Raw genomic sequence first — 17,945 nt, 5'->3', positions numbered from 1 at the left:
GTCGCCACGGTGCGGGCCGGGTGTCGGATGCATGGCGCGCAGTCTATCTTAGAACCGGGCCGGACGGAAAGGGGGCTCAGCCCATGGCCGCGAAGAGAAAGAACAGACCCGCGCCAAGGAGCATGGCCGCTGGCAGGGTCAGCACCCAGGCCATGGCGATGGAGCGCAGGGTGCGCATCTGGAGTCCGGATTTCCCGGCGGCCATGGTTCCGGCCACGCCCGAGGACAGGACGTGGGTGGTGGACACGGGCAGTCCCGCGAAATCCGCCAGCCCGATGGTGCTCATGGCCACTACCTGGGCCGCGCAGCCCTGGCCGTAGGTCAGCCGGGTCTTGCCGATGCGCTCCCCGATGGTCACCACAATGCGCTTCCAGCCCACCATGGTGCCGACGCCCAGGGCCAGGGACACGGCCAGCAGCACCCAGTCCGGAGCGTATTCCGTGGGGCCGCGCAGGGTCGTGCGCCAGTCCTGCAGGCGTTCGATGTCGGCCAGGGGCGTGCCGGGCAGGAGCTGCATGTCCTCGGCGGCGTCGTCCAGGCACAGGATGTTGGTGCGGGTCTCCCAGCGGGCCTCTTCGGGCAGCTCGGACAAGGTGGCGATTCCGGCCAGACGCAGTTGCAGGGCCTGGGCCGCTTCCACGGCCTGGGTGATGTCGCAGTCCACGGGCGACGAGGTCTCGTTTGGACGGTGAAAAAGATTGCCGTCGGCCAGCCCTTTGTTGATCTCCTGGCGATGGGCGTTGAAATAGTCCGTGAGCTGTCCGGCGGCGTATGTCACCTGGCCGATTTCCGGCGCGTCGGTGTCGAGGTTTAAGGCATAGGCCCCGGGCAGGATGCCGATGAGGATGAGCATGATCAGCCCCACGCCCTTTTGGCCGTCGTTTGAGCCGTGGGCCAGGCTGACGCCGAGTCCGGAGGCGATGAGGGCCGCGCGAAGGGCCATGGGCGGCGGCTTGTCGCCCTTGGGGGCCTCGTTGATGATGGAGGAGCGGAGGTATTTCGTCATGAGAAGGAGCAAGGCCCCTGCGCACACGAAACCGATGACCGGGGAAAGGAACAGCGACAGGCCCACCTCGGCGGCCTTGCTCCAATTGACCCCGGCCTCCAGGGGCAGGCCCTCGCGAAAGGCGTTGGCCAGACCCACCCCGAGGATGGAGCCGATGAGGGTGTGGGAGCTTGAGGCCGGAAGCCCCAGGTACCAGGTGCCGAAGTTCCACAGGATGGCCGACACCAGCAGGGCGAAGACCATGGACAGGCCCAGGTCGGTGTTCACGGCCACCAGCAGATCCACCGGCAACAGATGGACGATGGAATAGGCCACGGCGATGCCGCCCAGGTGTACGCCCAGAAAATTACAGAGGCCCGAGAGGGCTACGGCCGTGCGCGCCCGCAGGGACTTGGTGTAGATGACCGTGGCCACGGCGTTGGCCGTGTCGTGGAAGCCGTTGACGAATTCGAACGACAGGGCGATCCCCAGGGAGGACACAAGCAGAAACAGGGTGTAGCCGTCGATCTCGGTGAAAAAGGGCAGCGACATGAGGCTCCTTGGGCGTCGCGTGGCGGGAGGAAGCAGTCTTCCCGGCCAGCCGCGGCGGGCTGCTGGTTCGAAGCGTGTCGGCGGAAACCGTGCCTGGGTGGTTTGGCTAGCGTTGCGTCCGGAAATTTCCGTTACGGTTTGGCGAGCGGCAACACCTTTGAGTTATGGTTTTTATTCACGAAAACAGGCATGTTGCTTTGTGAACGCCGCACTAGGTGCCGTTGATCAGATGCACCAATGCCTGCCTGGCCTTGAGCTCCTCCTCGGTGATCTCGAAGCCCTTCATGGCCGCAAAGGCCACGATTTCCCGGGTCAGCATGGCGTGGACCCGTTGCATTTCCTCGGGATGCTCGCGGAGATAGGCCATAAGGCGGTCGATATCGTCCTGGCTCATGTGGTTTCCTCCTTGGGATGCGGGAGAGGGGGCGGCCGAAACGTCGCATGGGGCGTCCGTCGACTGTTTTGCAGAAAATTGCGACGACAGTGACCCATTTTCCCTCTTCCGTCGAGACGAAATGACCATCTTTCGTCCCAGATGCACGGTCCTCGGCCGGGGGGGACGGCATGGGGCTTCGAACTGCAACAAGGTCGCGGCCCGCCCGTCACGCGCGTACCATACGGTAATCATGATGGCGCTTTCGTGATGAAGAGATGAAAAATTGGACGTGTGCGGGAGGGGCAGGGGGCATGGCGCATCCTTTTCGGGTGGCCGGGTTCTTCTTGACAAAGACAACATCTCATTGAAGGGTCTTCGCGGCCTCGTCGAACAGCGTGGACCACAGCCATGACCAAAAAACAGATATCCCAGACGACCCCCCTGGCCACCTGCGCCGTGACCCGCGACGGCGGGGCGGTGCGCGTGGCCCTGGCCGGGGACTGGCGCATGGGGGCGGCAATCCCGGATGTCCAGGCGGTGGCCACGGCCATGCAGGGCAGCGAAAAGCCTGCCTCCCTGACCTTCGAATCCGCCGGGGTGACGGGCTGGGACAGCAGGCTTCTGGCCTTTTGCCTGCGGATCATGCGCCTGGCCGAGGCGGCCGGGGTAGCCGCGGACACCACGGGGCTTCCGGAGGGGGCGGGCAGCCTGATGGATCTGGCGGTCAAGGTGCCGGAGCGCAAGGGCGCGGCCAAGGCGGACGTGTCCGAATCCTTCCTGGACCGGGTGGGCGGCGCGGTCCTGGGGATCGGCCAGTCGGTGAGCAATCTTTTGGAATTTTTAGGGGAAGTGGCCCTGGCCTGCGGCAGTTTCGTGCGCGGGCGGGCCGTTTTCCAGCGCTCCCAATTGATGTTGCTCATCAAGCAGGCCGGGATCGACGCCCTGCCCATCGTGTCCCTCATCAGCCTTCTGGTGGGGTTGATCCTGGCCTTTGTGGGGGCCATCCAGCTCCAGCAGTTCGGGGCCCAGATCTACGTCTCCACCATCGTGGGCATCGCCATGGTCCGGGTCATGGGCGCGATCATGACCGGCATCATCATGGCCGGCCGCACGGGCGCGGCCTATGCCGCCGAGCTCGGCACCATGCAGGTCAACGAGGAGATCGACGCCCTGCGCACCTTCGGGTTTTCGCCCACGGAATTTCTGGTCCTGCCGCGCCTGATCGCCCTGGTGTTCATGATGCCGCTTTTGTGCATCTACGCCGACCTCATGGGCGTTTTGGGCGGGTTCATCGTGGGGTCGCTGATGCTGGGCATCAATCCGGTGCAGTATTTCTCCAACACCTGGCAGTCCGTGCCCCTGGCCAACTTCTGGATCGGGCTGGTGCACAGCACGGTTTTCGGGGTATTGGTGGCCCTGGCCGGGTGCTATCGGGGCATGCGTTGCGGCCGCAGCGCCCTGGCCGTGGGCCAGGCCGCCACCTCGGCCGTGGTCACCAGCATCCTGGCCATCATCATCGCCACGGCCATCATCACCGTGGTGTGCAACATCCTGGGCGTCTAGGGCGTCCGGAAAAGGCCCATGGTCATGGATCTCGCCCCGCCGCGCATCACGGTGAAAAACCTGGACATGTCCTATGGCGATTTCGTCATCATGCGCGACTTAAGTTTCACCATCCGGCGCGGGGACATCTTCATCGTCATGGGCGGCAGCGGCTGCGGCAAGAGCACGCTGTTGCGGGTCTTGGTGGGGCTCAAGGAGCCAGCCAAGGGACAGGTGCTTTACCAGGAGGGCAGCCTGTGGGAGGTCGACGAGGACAGCCGGGACGCCATTTTGCGCAAAACGGGCATCCTCTACCAGCGCGGCGCGCTTTTCAGCTCCATGACCCTGGCCGAGAACATCGCCATGCCCTTGCAGCAGTACACCACGCTGCCCGCCAAGGAGATCCGGGAGCTGGCCTCGCTCAAACTCGCCCTTGTGGGGCTGGCGGGCTTCGAGGACTTCTATCCCTCGGAGATTAGCGGCGGCATGGTCAAACGGGCCGGACTGGCCCGGGCCATGGCCCTTGACCCGGATATCCTTTTTTTCGACGAGCCCTCGGCCGGGCTGGATCCCATCAGCGCCCATCTGCTCGACGAATTGATCCTTGAGATCCGGGACAGCCTGCACGCCACCATCGTGGTGGTCACCCATGAACTGGCCAGCATTTTCGCCATCGGCAACAATTGCGTGTTCCTTGACGTGGAGACCCGGACCATGACCGCAAGCGGGGATCCCAAGGAGCTTTTGCAGAACACCACCGACGCCAATCTGCGGCATTTCCTGACCAGGGGCGAAAAGTAGCCGCCCCGGCGCAACGAACGGAGAACATGGTCGTGGCCAGCAAAGTCAAAAAAAGCATGATCGGAGCCTTTGTCCTGGGGGCCGTGGCCCTTGGCGTGGGTGCGGTCATCGTGTTCGGATCGGGCATGTTTTTCACCCCCAAGTACGAATTCATCATGTTCTTCGAGAATTCCGTCAATGGCCTTCAGGTGGGGGCCCCCGTCCTGTTTCGCGGCGTGCCCATCGGCCAGGTCACGGGAATCAGCATCGACGCCGACGCCGGGGATCTGCATTTCTACATCCCCGTGGTGGTGGAGATCGAGGGCGGCAAGGTGCGCATGACCGTGAACAAGGCCAAAGCCCCCAAGGACGAGAGCCTGCTCCAGGCCAGCCAGGAGAGCGTGCACGAGCTTTTGACCAAGCTGGTGGAGCGGGGGCTGCGGGCCCAGCTCGTCACCCAGAGTTTCGTCACCGGACAGTTGGCCGTGGCCCTGGACATCATGCCCGACACGGCCGTGCGCCTGGTGGGCGACAGCGGGCTCCCCGAGATCCCCACCGTGCCCTCGGCCTTCGAGAAGCTGACCCAGACCCTGACCAAACTGCCCCTGGAGACCCTGGTGGATCGCCTTACGGCCGCAGTGACCGGCATCGACAGCCTCGTCAATTCCCCGGAGATTCAGGCCCTGCCCTCCAAGCTGGACAAGACCCTGGATGCGGGCAAGGGGCTTTTGCGCGAACTTCAGGACAAGGTCGATCCCCTGGCCCAAAATCTGGATGTGGCCATCCAAAGCTACACCGAACTGGCCCGGGACTTGAACCAGCGCACGTCCGGGCTGTCCACGGCGGCCGGAAAGACCCTGGGCATGCTGGACGCCACCCTCAAGGAGGGTTCGGCGGCCCTGGCGTCCATCCAGCGGCTCACCAGGTCCGATTCCCCCACCGTGACCGATTTGAACGCCGCCCTGCGCGAAATCGCCACTGCCGCCCGGTCCCTGCGGGCCTTGGCCGATTATCTGGAGCGCCATCCCGAGGCGCTCATCCAGGGAAAAGGACCGAGGAGATAGGCCATGTCCCACAGGCAGACACAGTACGGCGGCCCGGCCGCCTTGGCCCGGCTGGCCCCCCTGGCGGCGATCCTGGCGGCGGTTTTGCTCATGGCCGGATGCGGCAAGAGCCCCCCCACCCGGTTCTATTCCCTGACCGCCATCCCGGCCGCCGTGGAGGGAGCGGGGGGAACCCCTGGCGATGCCGGGGCCTGCCCGTCCCTGGGAATCGGCCCGGTGGAGTTTCCGGCCTACCTGGACCGGACCCAGATCGTCACCGCCGGGGCGGGCACGGCCATGCATCTGGCCGAGTTCGATCAGTGGATCGAGCCCGTACGCAACAATTTCGAGCGCATCCTCATGGAGAATCTGGCGGGCATGGTCTGCGCCGGGCCCATGGTCTCCTCCCCCTGGCCCGGGGGGATGCATCCTGAACGGCAGGTGACCATCCAGGTGCGGCGCTACGACGGCGTCCTCGGCGGCCAGGCCGTGCTGAAGGCCGATTGGGCGGTGCTGGACGCCGGGGGCGAGGTGGTCTTGTGGCGCTCCTCGCAGCTGACGGACACGGCCCAGGGGCCGGATTACGCCGCCCTGACGGACGCCCAGAGCCGTCTGGCGGCGGCCTTGGCCCGGGACATCGCCGCCGGGCTGGCTGAAGCGGCGCGGCAGCGCAAGCCCTAGAGCCGCGTTCCGTAAAGAGCCGGGTAGTAGCTTGTGGTCGTGGCTCCTCGGCCTTGGCCCACATAACGCTGCTTTCTGCCAAACGAAGCACATGCGTATTTGTGGAACATCACACGAGCGCTTTGCTCCGGAAACAGGCGGCAGGGTGTTTCGGGGAAAAGGTGGCGGGCAGCGAGTTTGCCCTGCCATTCGCCGACACGGATTCCGGGGGCGCGGCCCATGGCCGTGGTCGGCGTGTGCGCTTTCCGGCGGCCGACGGAAAACAGGGGACAGGGACGGGCGTCCCGTTTTTCGGCATGTCGGCCGTGTTTTTCGGCATGTCGGCCGTGTTTTTCGGGTCTGTGACGTCCCGCACCTATCCCCGGGGTGGCTACGGCATCGCTACGGCGGTTGCCGCCGTGTCAGCTTTCTCTGAAGATGATGAAGGATCTTGCGAATTGGCCTTCCCTCTTGTCTCACCAACTTGAATGGTCCCTCCCCTCTGTCTTGAATTTGAAAATCAACATCGTCAGTATTGGCGAGTCTTTTTCCGTGCATGACGACCGCCATGACGGAAAGAGCGATATTGCCATGTATAAGAGGATTTCGTGTTATCCGGCAATAAAATATGCACGGCATTTTTTCTCTTGCATGAGAGGTTGTTGGCTTGATATGTATGTTATGGTTTGCGCAATTTGGAGGATGTTTGTCGTTTGTGTCCCAACTTCTTGCCTGTAGGGAAACACCATGACCCTCAAGATGAAATTCATCCTTCCCACCCTGGCCTTGATCATACTCGGCATGTCCATCTCGACGTGGCTGACCTACCAGCGCAGCACCGAGTCATTATCTGCTGTCGCCGTTGAAAAGGCCAAGAGTACGGCAGGCTCCCTGCTTTCCGCCATCGGACTGTGGGTGGACGGGGCGCAAAACGAGATCATCACCCTTTCCAAGACGGAGGAACTCGCCAAGGCCCTGACCGCAGGCGCGGACGACCCGGCGGCCGTGGAACGCGCCGTGGCGCTTCTCAAGGACAGCGCCGCCCGGCATCCCACCTTCGACAGCATTTTATTCGTCAACCCGCAAGGCGTCGTGGTCAGCAGCACCAATGTCAAACTCATCGGCGTCAATCTGGAAAAACGGGAATATTTTCAAAAAGCCATCGCGGGGGATAACTTTATTTCCAACCCGCTTTTCAGCGTAGACAGCGGGGAGGCCGTCTTCGTCATCTCCGCGCCGGTGCGCCAGGGCGGCAAGATCGTCGGCATCATCTCGGCGGGCGTCAAGATCGGCGTCTTCACGGACAACTTCGTCAAGCCGTTGGACACGCCTGCCGGGTATGCCTTTGTCCTGGCCCCTGACGGACTGGTTCTCGCCCACCCGGACAGCAAGCTGATCGGCAAGCTCAATATCATCAAGGAGACGGACTACGGCGGAAAAATCGCCTCCCAGCAAAGCGGCAGCCTCGATGTCGTGTCGCTGGGAGTTGAAAAGCTGATCCTTTTCGAGAAATCCAAGACCACCGGCTGGATCATCGGCATGGTCGTCAACAAGGACGCGGCCTTTGCCGACGCCCGCAGCCTGGGACTGCTCATCCTCTCCCTGTCGGCAGGCCAGGCCGTGATTTTGGCCGTGGGCATTTTGATCATCCTGTCCATCAACGTGCTTCGGCCCATCGGCTCCCTGGTCGGCGCGTCCACGCGCATTGCCGATGGCGACCTGGACGCCCCCCTGGACGTCAACCGCAACGACGAGATCGGCCGCCTGCAACGGGCCATGGCCAAGATGGTGGGCAACCTCAAGGCCAAAATCGGCGAGGCCGAGGAGAAGGGCCGGGTGGCGGCTGCGGAGTCGGAAAAGGCCGCTGTCGCCATGACCGAGGCGGAAAAGGCCAGGGAACGGGCGGAAAAGGCGAAGGAGGAGGGGATGCTTCAGGCGGCCGAGCAACTGGAAGGCGTCGTCGACGCCGTCACCGCCGCGTCCCAGTCCATTTCCGGCCAGATCGAGCAATCCAGCCAGGGCTCCCAGGAGCAGTCGAACCGGGTGGCCGAAACCGCCACGGCCATGGAGGAGATGAACGCCACGGTCATCGAGGTGGCCCAAAACGCGGCCCAGGCCGCCCGCACCGCAACCGACGCCCGGCAAAAGGCCGACGAGGGGTCGAGCATCGTGGCCCAGGTCATTCGCAGCATCGGCGACGTCCAAACGAACGCCCTGCAACTCAAGGACGACATGACCCGGTTGGGCCAGCAGGCCCAGGGCATCGGCCAGATCATGAATGTGATTTCCGACATCGCCGACCAGACCAATCTGCTGGCGCTCAATGCCGCCATCGAGGCGGCCAGGGCGGGGGAGGCCGGACGCGGTTTCGCCGTGGTGGCCGACGAGGTCAGAAAGCTCGCGGAAAAGACCATGGCCGCCACCAAGGAGGTCGGCGACGCCATCGTCGGCATCCAGCAGGGCACGAGCAAAAACATCGACAACGTGGATCAGACGGTGCGGCGCATTGACGACGCCACGGGGCTTGCCGGGCAGTCCGGCCGTGCCCTGGAGGCCATCGTGGACCTCGTGGTCCAGACCACGGATCAGGTGCGCTCCATCGCCACGGCCTCGGAGGAACAATCCGCCACGACGGAGGAAATCAACCGTAGCGTCGTGGACATCAACCGTATTTCCGCCCAGACGGCCGACGCCTTGCAACAATCCGCCGAGGCCCTGACCGGGTTGACTGAACAGACGCAGATTTTGCGCCGCCTCATCGACGACATGCAGGCCGGGGATGGCAGCCGGGAGCTTGCGGCCGCTCCGGGTCGACGTCCGAAATTGCCCGGAAGATTCGGCTGATCTCTTCCGGTGCGACGCCTGACCGCGCGGCGGTCAGGGCAGACCCGTGCTGCGAAAGGTCTCGAGGGAATGCGGATGGACTGGAGTCTGGGCGGGCAGCCCCGCCCGGACACCCTACGGAAACAGGTGCAGCCCGTAACGGGCGTACACCAGTTCCTGGAATTCGATCACGGCATGCAGGCTGTCCTTGAGGCGGTCGCGTTCGAGGTTGTCCAGATTGTCCGGGAAGATCGTGTTGCGTGGCGTTTCCCCCTGGAGGATGGCCTTTGCCTGGAAGCGGAGGCGCAAGGTCTGCAAGACGTCGTAGGCCCCATGCAGGCGCTTTGCCAAGGGGGGTGAAAAAATACCCAGGTCGGCCAATGCCGCCAGGCGTTCGGGAGTGCCTGTCGCCATGAGGCGTTGCTCCAGGGCCATGGTGCGCAGTCCCTGGACCAGGGCGAAAATCCCTCTCTTTTTGATATCCAGCCCGCCCTTGTCCGGACCGGACCGCTCCACCGCAAGCGTGTTGAAAAAACCCAGGGGCGGCGGAAAGCGCAGGGCCTCCCGGGCCATGTAGCCAAGGGTCACGGGCGAGTCCGCCACCCGCTTGCGCAGATGGGCCGCCAGCCCGTGGCACAGGGCCGCGTTCCCGGTTATGGGCCGGGCGTCGGCCAGAAGCGACAACACCAGGATGCCCGGGCCGTCCGGCTCCCGCACCACGTCGTCCACGGTCTCCTTCCATTGCTCCAGGGGCTTTCGCCAGTCTGGATTGTCGATCATCACCCGGTTTTCACACGGCGGAAAGCCGATGGCCGTCAGGGCCGCAATGAACTCCCGGCCAAAAGCGGCTACGGCGCTCTCTCCACCGCCGCCCGGGGCGTCGCTTTCGGCCAGGATCAGGCCGTTGTCCTGGTCCGTGGCGAAAAACTGTTCCCGGCGACCCTCGCTGCCAAGCGCCACCAGGCAGAAGTCCCGCAGCGGCCCGCCCATGCCGCCTTCGACGATCCGGGCCGTCCGGGCCAGGATGTGGTCGTTCACCTCGCTGATGAGCAGGCCCAGAGTCCGGGAGGCGATGCCCGCCTCCACGCCGCACAGGGCCATGCTGCGCAGATCCGCGAAAAGCAAGGCCAGGGCGGAGACGCTCTCCGCCCTGGCGATGGCCTCCGGCAGAAGCGCCGGATGCTGTCCCCGCCGGGCCAGAAGCTGCGCGACCTGGTGCAGCTCGTTGCCCGGATCATCCGGGAGGGGGGGCGTCTCTGTCCTCATTCCGCTCCCATGCCCAGATAGTTGCGGATTTTCTGCTGCTCGTATTTTTCCTCGGCGTCGGGCTCGGGCCGAAGGACCGACCCCAGCCATCCGGCGAAAAAGGCCGCCGGAAGCGAGATGAGCGCCGGGTTCTTCCAGGGGAAGATGGCCTGCGCGTTGCCCAGGACGTCCACCCACACCGTGGGGCTGATGATGATCAGGCCCACGGCCAGGACGGACCCGGTGTAGATGCTCAGTGTCGCGCCGAAGGTGCTGAAGCGCCGCCACAGGATGGATAAAAGCAAGGCCGGGAAGTTGGCGCTGGCGGCGATGGCGAAGGCCAGGCCGACCATGAAGGCCACGTTTTGCCCCTTGAAGGCGATGCCCAGGACCACGGCCAGGATGCCCAGGAAAATCGTGCCTCGCTTGGCCATTTTCACCTCGTCTTCCTCCGTGGCCTTTCCGGACTTGAACACGTTGACGTACAGGTCGTGGGAGAAGGTGGATGCCCCGGCCAGGGTCAGCCCGGCCACCACGGCCAGGATGGTGGCGAAGGCCACGGCGGCGATGAACCCCAGAAACATGGTGCCCCCTGTGACCTCGGCCAGGAGCAGCGCGGCCATGTTGCCGCCTTTGTCGAACGTGGTCACCACATCCTGGCCCACGATGACCATGGCCCCAAAGCCGATGATGAAGGTCAGGATGTAGAAATACGAGATAAATCCCGTGGCGTAAAACACGGATTTGCGGGCGGCCTTGGCGTCGGGCACGGTGTAGAAGCGCATGAGGATGTGCGGCAACCCGGCCGTGCCGAACATGAGCGCGATGCCAAGGGACAGGGCGTCCCAGGGATTGGCCACCATGCCACCAGGGGCGAGCACCTTGTCGCCGTATTTGTCCACGGCGGCCGCGAAAAGGTTGGAGGGATCGAATCCGAATTTGAAAAGCACCAGGAACACGATGACCGAGGCCCCGCCCAGAAGCAGCACGGCCTTGATGATCTGCACCCAGGTGGTGGCCAGCATGCCGCCGAAGAGCACATAAGCGATCATGATCGCGCCCACCACCACCACCGCCGCCTCGTAGGGCAGCCCGAACATGAGCTGCACCAGCGATCCGGAGCCCACCATCTGGGCGATGAGGTAGAAGGCCACGGTCATGAGCGAGCCGCACGAGGCTGCCACCCGGATGGGTTTTTGGGACAGGCGGTAGGCCACCACGTCGGCGAAGGTGTACTTGCCGAGGTTGCGCAAGGGTTCGGCGATGAGGAACATGACGATGGGCCAGCCGACCAAAAATCCGATGGAATAGATGAGCCCGTCGTAACCTTTCAGCGACACCAGCCCCGCGATGCCCAGAAACGAGGCCGCGCTCATGTAGTCCCCGGCCAGGGCCAGTCCGTTTTGCAGGCCGGTGACGCTCCGGCCTGCGGCATAGAACTGGGAGGCCGACTTGCTTTTTTTCGCCGCGAAGTAGGTGATGACCAGGGTGGCGGCCACGAAAAGAAAGAAAAATCCGATGGACACGGCATTGGGTTTCCCCAGGGTCGATGTGAAGTCGGTCATGGCGTTATTTCCCCTTCATGGAACGGATGATGTCGCGCACCGAAGCGTCATAGGTCCGGTTGGCCCAGTACACGTAGATGCCCGTCAGCACGCAGGCCGACAGGATCACCCCCAGGCCGACGGGCAGCCCCAGGGTCAGATGGGTGCCGATTTTGGTCGTGAGCAGATCCTTGGCGAAAGCCAGCACCAGGATGAATCCGAAATAGATGGCCAGGATGAGAACGGTCAGAATCAGGGAAACGGTCCATTTGGCGCGGACCAGGCTCCGGAATGCGGCCTCGTCGATGTGTCTGGCTGGTTCGGCGGACATGGGGGCTCCTCTCATGGTGTGGGGTTTGATCCGCCCCGGTTGGATACCGCCGGGGGAATGAGGTCTGGCCGGGTGCCGACCGTTTCGCGTTTGCCGTATGCACTCACACATGCCCCGGTTTGTCTGCCTTGCCGGGACGTTTCCGCAGGACGAGGGCCAACTTATCAAAACAACGGCGCAGGCCGCAGGCATTTTAGGTAAGCGGCGGGTTTTTCGCCATGTACGCGGGGTGTCGTGGCCCCGGGAGGGCGCAGGACCGTTTGACGGCGAAAAATCGCCGTTGGCGGGGAGTGCTGCACGGTCGGGGCCGGGCCTGCCCCTTGCGGCGTCGCTGTGGCAACGGCCCGATCCGCCGACAGGGTGCGGCGGCCATTGGACGGATTTCCCTCGCCGCTTGCCGAAAAGGACATGCGCCGGCGGCGCGGCCGGGCTATGGGGGATGTGCGGGCGTATGCCGCAGCCCGCCCTGGAGGCCACGCCGTCATGATGGACAAGACCTTTGTTTTGGAAAGGGCCTGCCTGCCTGTCGTTTTTTTTACGGCCACTCCGCCGTTTTCCGATCTGCCCCAGGGGGTGCTCACGCAACTGGCGGATGCCGCCCGGGTGGACTTTTGTCCCGTGGGGACGCGATTGTTCGGCCCTGGCCAACGGGTGGAGGATTTGCTGCTCATCCAGTCCGGGGGGGTCTGCGTCTCCGGCCCGGGAGGCGCCCACGCGCCGCGCGGGCTGGACTATCTCGGTTCGGGACAGGCCGTGGGGGCCGCCGAGCTTTTGCGCGGGGAACCGGCGTCCTGTGACGCCACGGCCCTGGCGGACACCTTTTTTTTCCGCCTGGAGGGAGGGCTCTTTTTGCAGGCGGCCAGGGAGTTCCCCGCTCTTGCGGCCTATTTTTGCGACCGGTTCCCAAAGGACTATCTGGAGCGGGCCCTGGCCGTGCTTCGCCGGGACAGGGGGGGAGGCGGGGGGGCGGGATTCCGGCCGATCTTCGCCCTGACCGTGGGAGAGGTGGCCCATTCCCCGGTGGTGGACATCCCGGGCGAGGCCAGCATCGTGGCCGCCGCCGCCCGGATGGCCGATTTCGGGGTGGGGTCGATCCTTCTGCGGGATGCGGACGGCCGGGTGGCGGGCATCGTGACCGACCGGGATTTTCGCTACAAGGTCTTGGCCCGGGGCGGGGACATGACCCGTCCCGTGCGCGAGATCATGAGCTCCCCGGTGTGCGTGGTGGACCATAAGGAGGCGTGTTTCGGGGCCCTGACGGTCATGATGCAGCGCCGTGTCCACCATCTGGCCGTGGAACGCGACGGGGACGTGACGGGCATGGTCACCTCCCACGACATCCTGGCGTTGCAGGGGCGTTCGCCCTTTTCCCTGTTTGCGGACATTGAGGCCGCCCGGGACGTGTCCTCCCTGGCCGGTCTGTGCGAACGCATTCCCCGCACGGCCCGGGCCCTGCTCGAAGACGGGGCCGGGGCGTCCCATGTGGGGCGGATGCTGTCCATGGTCTGGGACGCCGTGCTGGAACGCGTGCTGACCCTGATCCAGGGGGAGCTCGGGCCGCCTCCGGCCCCGTTTTGCTGGCTGGCCCTGGGCGATGCGGGCCGCATGGAGCAGGTTCCGGGGGAGCCTCCGGACGGGGTGGTGGTCTACCAGGATCCGCCAGAGGAGGAGGCCGTGCGCTGCCGGGACTATTTCGCGGGATTTTCCCGGATGGCCCTGGCCCATGTGCGCACCATCTGCCATGCCCCCGAAACCCGCGGCGGGTTTTCCGGCTCGCGCAGCCTGGCGTTTGCGGAATGGACGGCCTTTTTTTCCGGCCATGCCGCCGATGACCGCCCGGAGAGCGCCGTCCTGGCCTTTGCCCTGTGCGAGGCGCGGCCGGTCTTTGGGTTTTTCGACCTGGGGAAGCGGCTGTGCCGGGAGATCCGGGAACGGGCCGTGCGGGATGCCCATTTTCTGGCCCGGGTTTCCCGGACGCTTTTTCCGGAACATCCGCCCCTGGCCGTCTATGCCGGGCAGGTGGTGGACGCTTTCGGAAAGGGGGAGCGGCATTTCGACGTGAAGGCCCTGGGACTGGCCCCTCTGGCCGGTTTCGCCGCCCTGTCAGCCCTGGCCCATGGCCTGCCCGGGGGCCACACCCTGTCCAGGCTGGCGGCCCTGCGCGATTCCGGACGTCTGAACCCCGAGGCCTGCGACCGCATCGCCACGGCCGTGGATTTCCTCATGCATCTGCGGCTGGCGCATCGTCTCGGCCAGGCCCGGTCCGGCCGTTCCCCGGGAGAGATGGACGATCTGGTCGTGGCGGCGGACCTCGATCCCCTGGCCGTGCGCATGCTCAAAGACGTGTTTTCCGCCGCAGCCCTGGCCCAGGCGCTTATTGCGGACAGAAGCGGCCTGAATCGGGAGGCGACATGAGCGAAAGCGCCATGGGCTCTGGCCGGGCCGGGACGGGGCAGGCCTTTTTCACGCGGCTTCTGGGCCGCATGACGCCGTGGAGGACGCGTCCGGCCCCTGGCCCGCCCCATCCCCTTTTGGTGGAGAACCGGGATCGGTTCCAGACCTTCGACACGGCCGTGGCCCTCAAGGACTGCGACTTCACGGTGGTGGACACGGAATTGACCGGCCTTGATCCGCGCCATGAAGAGATCGTGTCCATCGGCGCGGTGCGGGTGCGGGGGCTGTGCATCGTGCCGGGCGAGTCCTTTTCCGTGCTGGTGCGGCCGCGCAAGGATCTGCCCAAGCAAAGCACGCTGATTCACCGCATCACCCCGCAACAGGTTCAGGACCGGCCCAGGCTGCGGCATGTGCTGCCGGAGTTCCTGGAGTTCGTGGGGTCGTCGCTTCTGGTCGGACACCATGTCGGCCTGGATATGGCCTTTCTCAACCGGGCCATGGCCGACGTGTACGGACTCAAGGTGGAAAACCCCTGTCTGGACACCCTGCGCATGGCCCAGATCTACCGCGCCGAGCACTGGGAAAACTACTACGACCGCTATGCCTTAAACGTCTCCTATGCCCTGTCCGACCTTTCAATGGAATGGGGACTTCCCCGGTTTCCGGCCCACAACGCCCTGGCCGACGCCATGCAGACGGCCTACCTTTTCCTGTATCTCATTCGCAAAATCCAGGGCGGCAGGCTTGTGACCCTGCACGACCTGTATCGGGCCGGGCGCAACTGGCGGTGGCATTCGTCCTGACAAAACCCCGTTTGCGGCAGCGTCATCCAGGGCCTGGCCGGGGTCGTCGGTTCCCGTCCGGGATCACGCTTCCTCGCGCAGGGCCTTGCGGGAAATCTTGCCGCTTGGGGTCTTGGGCAGGCAGCTGCGGACGGCGAAAAAACGCACCTCGGCCACGGTCCCAAGCTCCCGGCGCAGATGGGCCTTGACGTCGCGGACCAGATCCTCCTCGGAGTCGTAGCGCAGATCCCAGTCGAGGATCGGAACCAGGAAGGCCTTGGCCGCTGTCGCGCCCATGGCGTCGGGCACGACGATGACCGCCGCCTCGGCCAGGGCCGGGTGGGAGGCCAGGGCCCCCTCGATCTCGGCGCTGCCCAGGCGGTGCCCGCCAAGCTGCACCACGTCGTCGGCCCGGCCCTGGATCCAAAACGAGCCGTCCTCGTCCCGGCGGGCCATGTCGCCAGTGAAAAAGACCCCCTTGATCCGCTCGAAATACTGTCTGCGGTAGCCCTCGGGGTCGCCGTCCAGGGTCAGGAGCATGCCCGGCCAGGGGGCGTTGAGCACCAGATGGCCGCCCTTGCCCGGCGGCACGGGGTTTCCGGCGTCGTCCACCACATCGGCCGAGACCCCGGGCAGGGGGCGTCCCACGGAACCAGGCGCAAGCAGCGAGGCAGGCAGGGGGGACAGGAGGATCATGCCCGTTTCGGTCTGCCACCAGGTATCCAGAAGCGGGCATTGGCCCTTGCCCATGGTCTTGTGGAACCATACCCACAGCTCGGGCGGGATGGGCTCGCCGGCCGTGGCCAGAAGGCGCAGGGTGCTGGCGTCGCGGTCGCGGCCTGGGGCGGCCCCCATGCGGCGCATCATGCGGATGAGGGTGGGGGAGGTGTAGAGAACGCTCACCCCATGGCGGTCGATGATCTCGAACAGCCGCTGGCCATGCCCGGCCAGGGGGTTGCCCTCGACGACGACCGTGGTCGCCCCGGCCAGCAGCGGCCCGTAAACGGCGTAGGAATGTCCGGTGATCCAGGCCGGTTCGGCCGTACACCAGATGACGTCCGCAGGTTTTAAGTCCAACACCCAGGTGGCCGTGCGGTACACGCCGACCATGTAGCCGCCGTGGCCATGCACGATGCCCCGGGGGGCGGAGAGGGAGGAACCCGCGTGGAGCACGAACAGTTCCTCGTCGGATTCCATGGGCTCGGGCGGGGAGGCCTCGCGCCCGCCGCCCAGGATGTCGTGATAGTACAGGTCGCGGCCTTCGGTCATGGGTATGTCCTGGTCCGAGCGGCGCACCACCACCACGGTCTCCACCCGGGTCTCCCCGGTTCCGGCCAGGGCCTCGTCCACCACGGGTTTGATGGGCGCCATCCGGTCGCCTTGCAGGCCGATGTCGGCCGTGAGGATGATCCGGGCCCGGCTGGCCTCGATGCGCCGCCGCAGGGCCTTGGCCGAGAACCCCAGGGGCGCCAGGCAATGCACGGCCCCGATGCGGGCGGCGGCCAGCATGCCGATGACGGTCTCTGGCAGGGTGGGCATGTGGATGAGGATGCGGTCGCCGCGTGCCGCCCCAAGGGACACAAAGGCCCTGGCCAGGCGGCACACCTCACGGTGCAGTTCGAAATAGGTGAATTTCTTGTTTTCGCCCGAGGCGTATTCGAAAATCAGGGCCAGGGTGTTGCGGTGCGCCGATTCCACATGGCGATCCAGGGCGTTGGCCACGATGTTGGTCTGGCCGCCGGGGAACCAGCGGGGGAAGGCCGCCCCGTCGGGCGCGGAAACGACCGCCTGCCATGGCCTGTACCAGACCAGTTCCGAGGCGGCCTCCTCCCAGATGTCCAAGGGGGCCGTCTGGGCCTTTTTTCGTGCGGCCTCAAGTTCCTGGGGGGGAGATTGGCCTCGATGGCCTGTCCCGGCAGCGGCCGGAAGACCCGTTTTTCGACAAGAAGGGCGTCCAGGGTTCCGTTTGGGCTCATGGCAGACTCCGGGATGGCCGATGGAAATATTCGCCATTTTTCAAATCCTAGCGGGCTGCCGACAAAAAGGCCACGCCCTTTCGGTAAGCGGCGGCTGCGATCCGACAAGCGGTTTGGCCGGATGGCGTTTTCCGGCGGTGGCGCGGGAGGCGAGGATGGAGCAACGACCGGAAAGGTCTTGCCGTTTTTTTGGCGATGTGCCTATATTTGTTGCTAGCTCGTTTCCAGTATCGGGAGGTCGCCATGATCGAAAAATCCCGGGCAACCCGTTGGCGGGCCACCCTGGTGGCGCAGGGCGGCAAGCCCGTGGGCGTGACCCTGACGCCTGGGGCGACGTCGGCCCTGGAGGCCATCCAGGCCCGTTACAACGTCTCCCAGCGGGAGGCCATCTCCCGGGCCCTGGAATTCGCGGCGGCGCATATGGGCCAGGCAGAGGCCGGGGAAGGCTTTTGCCTCGGCGGGGACCACCGGCCTGATCTTGCGCCCGTCCTGGCGAGGCTTGCCGAGTTGGAACGGCGGATGGGGATGATCGAGGCCAAACCGCCCGTGTCCGGCCAGACAGGCCAGACCGGACAGCCGGAATTCGCCCTGGAACCGGCTGCGGCGGAGAGCCAGACGGGCCTTGCCTCCACCATGCCCGGCGAGGCCGCCGACCGGCTGGTGGAATTTTCCGCCCGCCGCATGTGGGAATTCGGGGAGCGGGTGGCCCGTACCAAACTCTATGAGCTGGCCCGCCAGGAAGGCGTGGTCATCCACGATACCCTGCATGAATACAGCGCCTTCGTGTCCCTGAACATGGACCGCATCCGGGAGCGCATGCGCGATTTCAAATAGCCCGCCCGGGGCGGTTTTCGACCTTCCTCCCTGTCCCGCCCTCTTCCCGTGGCGAGCCCGTCTTTCCCTGTCCGCCCG

General features: G+C 65.2%; 14 protein-coding genes. 8 read left to right on the top strand and 6 right to left on the bottom strand.

Annotated features, from left to right (window positions below; translation table 11 throughout):
* Positions 1 to 76: 76 nt before the first annotated feature.
* Both GD606_RS05710 and GD606_RS05705 read right to left on the bottom strand, forming a co-directional pair.
* A complete protein-coding gene (locus tag GD606_RS05710; RefSeq protein ID WP_163303400.1) occupies positions 77 to 1,537 on the bottom strand; it encodes an inorganic phosphate transporter in 1,461 nt (486 codons plus the stop codon).
* Positions 1,538 to 1,748: 211 nt separating this feature from the next.
* The gene (locus tag GD606_RS05705; RefSeq protein WP_163303399.1) at positions 1,749 to 1,931 is read right to left on the bottom strand and encodes a Nif11-like leader peptide family natural product precursor; all 183 of its coding nucleotides are present in this window, start codon (positions 1,929 to 1,931) and stop codon (positions 1,749 to 1,751) included.
* A 390-nt stretch (positions 1,932 to 2,321) separates the two neighbouring features.
* Here GD606_RS05705 and GD606_RS05700 point away from each other — a divergent pair, with 390 nt between their 5' ends.
* The 5 genes from GD606_RS05700 (at position 2,322) to GD606_RS05680 (ending at position 8,782) form a co-directional block, all read left to right on the top strand.
* Positions 2,322 to 3,476 carry an MlaE family ABC transporter permease gene (locus GD606_RS05700; RefSeq protein WP_163303398.1) on the top strand — a complete coding sequence of 385 codons (1,155 nt, stop codon included), beginning with the start codon at positions 2,322 to 2,324 and terminating at the stop codon, positions 3,474 to 3,476.
* Between the two features lie 24 nt (positions 3,477 to 3,500).
* A complete protein-coding gene (locus GD606_RS05695) occupies positions 3,501 to 4,256 on the top strand; it encodes an ABC transporter ATP-binding protein (protein ID WP_163303403.1) in 756 nt (251 codons plus the stop codon).
* A gap of 26 nt (positions 4,257 to 4,282) precedes the next feature.
* Positions 4,283 to 5,299, top strand: a complete 1,017-nt coding sequence (locus GD606_RS05690) for an MlaD family protein (RefSeq protein WP_211922247.1) — start codon at positions 4,283 to 4,285, stop codon at positions 5,297 to 5,299.
* Positions 5,300 to 5,302: 3 nt separating this feature from the next.
* On the top strand, positions 5,303 to 5,959 hold the full coding sequence (locus GD606_RS05685) for a PqiC family protein (RefSeq protein ID WP_163303396.1): 657 nt from the start codon (positions 5,303 to 5,305) through the stop codon (positions 5,957 to 5,959).
* Positions 5,960 to 6,685: 726 nt separating this feature from the next.
* Positions 6,686 to 8,782: a methyl-accepting chemotaxis protein gene (locus tag GD606_RS05680; RefSeq protein WP_163303395.1), complete on the top strand. Its 2,097-nt coding sequence runs from the start codon at positions 6,686 to 6,688 to the stop codon at positions 8,780 to 8,782.
* 114 nt (positions 8,783 to 8,896) lie between these two features.
* Here the strand turns inward: GD606_RS05680 and GD606_RS05675 are convergent, their stop codons facing one another.
* Genes GD606_RS05675 through GD606_RS05665 form a run of 3 tightly spaced genes read right to left on the bottom strand, consistent with a single transcriptional unit; the run spans position 8,897 to position 11,881 of the window.
* Complete coding sequence (locus GD606_RS05675; protein ID WP_163303394.1) at positions 8,897 to 10,027, bottom strand: putative nucleotidyltransferase substrate binding domain-containing protein; 1,131 nt, start codon at positions 10,025 to 10,027, stop codon at positions 8,897 to 8,899.
* Positions 10,024 to 11,571, bottom strand: coding sequence for a cation/acetate symporter ActP (gene actP, locus GD606_RS05670; protein ID WP_163303393.1), 1,548 nt, complete (start codon positions 11,569 to 11,571; stop codon positions 10,024 to 10,026). The genes GD606_RS05675 and actP overlap by 4 nt, the downstream gene beginning before the upstream one ends.
* Before the next feature lie 4 nt (positions 11,572 to 11,575).
* On the bottom strand, positions 11,576 to 11,881 hold the full coding sequence (locus GD606_RS05665; protein ID WP_163303392.1) for a DUF485 domain-containing protein: 306 nt from the start codon (positions 11,879 to 11,881) through the stop codon (positions 11,576 to 11,578).
* A gap of 483 nt (positions 11,882 to 12,364) precedes the next feature.
* Between GD606_RS05665 and GD606_RS05660 the strand changes: the two genes are divergently transcribed.
* Together GD606_RS05660 and GD606_RS05655 are read left to right on the top strand one after the other, a co-directional pair.
* Positions 12,365 to 14,296 (top strand): putative nucleotidyltransferase substrate binding domain-containing protein, encoded by a 1,932-nt coding sequence (locus tag GD606_RS05660; protein ID WP_176629229.1) that lies wholly within the window; start codon positions 12,365 to 12,367, stop codon positions 14,294 to 14,296.
* On the top strand, positions 14,293 to 15,078 hold the full coding sequence (locus tag GD606_RS05655; RefSeq protein WP_246298991.1) for a 3'-5' exonuclease: 786 nt from the start codon (positions 14,293 to 14,295) through the stop codon (positions 15,076 to 15,078). Before GD606_RS05660 ends, GD606_RS05655 begins: the two co-directional genes overlap by 4 nt.
* Positions 15,079 to 15,141: 63 nt before the next feature.
* Here GD606_RS05655 and GD606_RS05650 read toward each other — a convergent pair whose 3' ends face one another.
* Complete coding sequence (locus GD606_RS05650) at positions 15,142 to 16,899, bottom strand: acetate--CoA ligase (protein WP_309550390.1); 1,758 nt, start codon at positions 16,897 to 16,899, stop codon at positions 15,142 to 15,144.
* Positions 16,900 to 17,276: 377 nt separating this feature from the next.
* On the opposite strand from GD606_RS05650, the gene GD606_RS05645 reads away from it, so the two are divergent.
* Positions 17,277 to 17,867, top strand: a complete 591-nt coding sequence (locus tag GD606_RS05645; protein ID WP_163303860.1) for a hypothetical protein — start codon at positions 17,277 to 17,279, stop codon at positions 17,865 to 17,867.
* Positions 17,868 to 17,945 lie beyond the last annotated feature (78 nt).

Source organism: Desulfolutivibrio sulfodismutans DSM 3696, assembly GCF_013376455.1.
GTDB classification, from domain to species: domain Bacteria; phylum Desulfobacterota; class Desulfovibrionia; order Desulfovibrionales; family Desulfovibrionaceae; genus Desulfolutivibrio; species Desulfolutivibrio sulfodismutans.
This window is presented reverse-complemented; position numbering and strand designations above follow the sequence as displayed.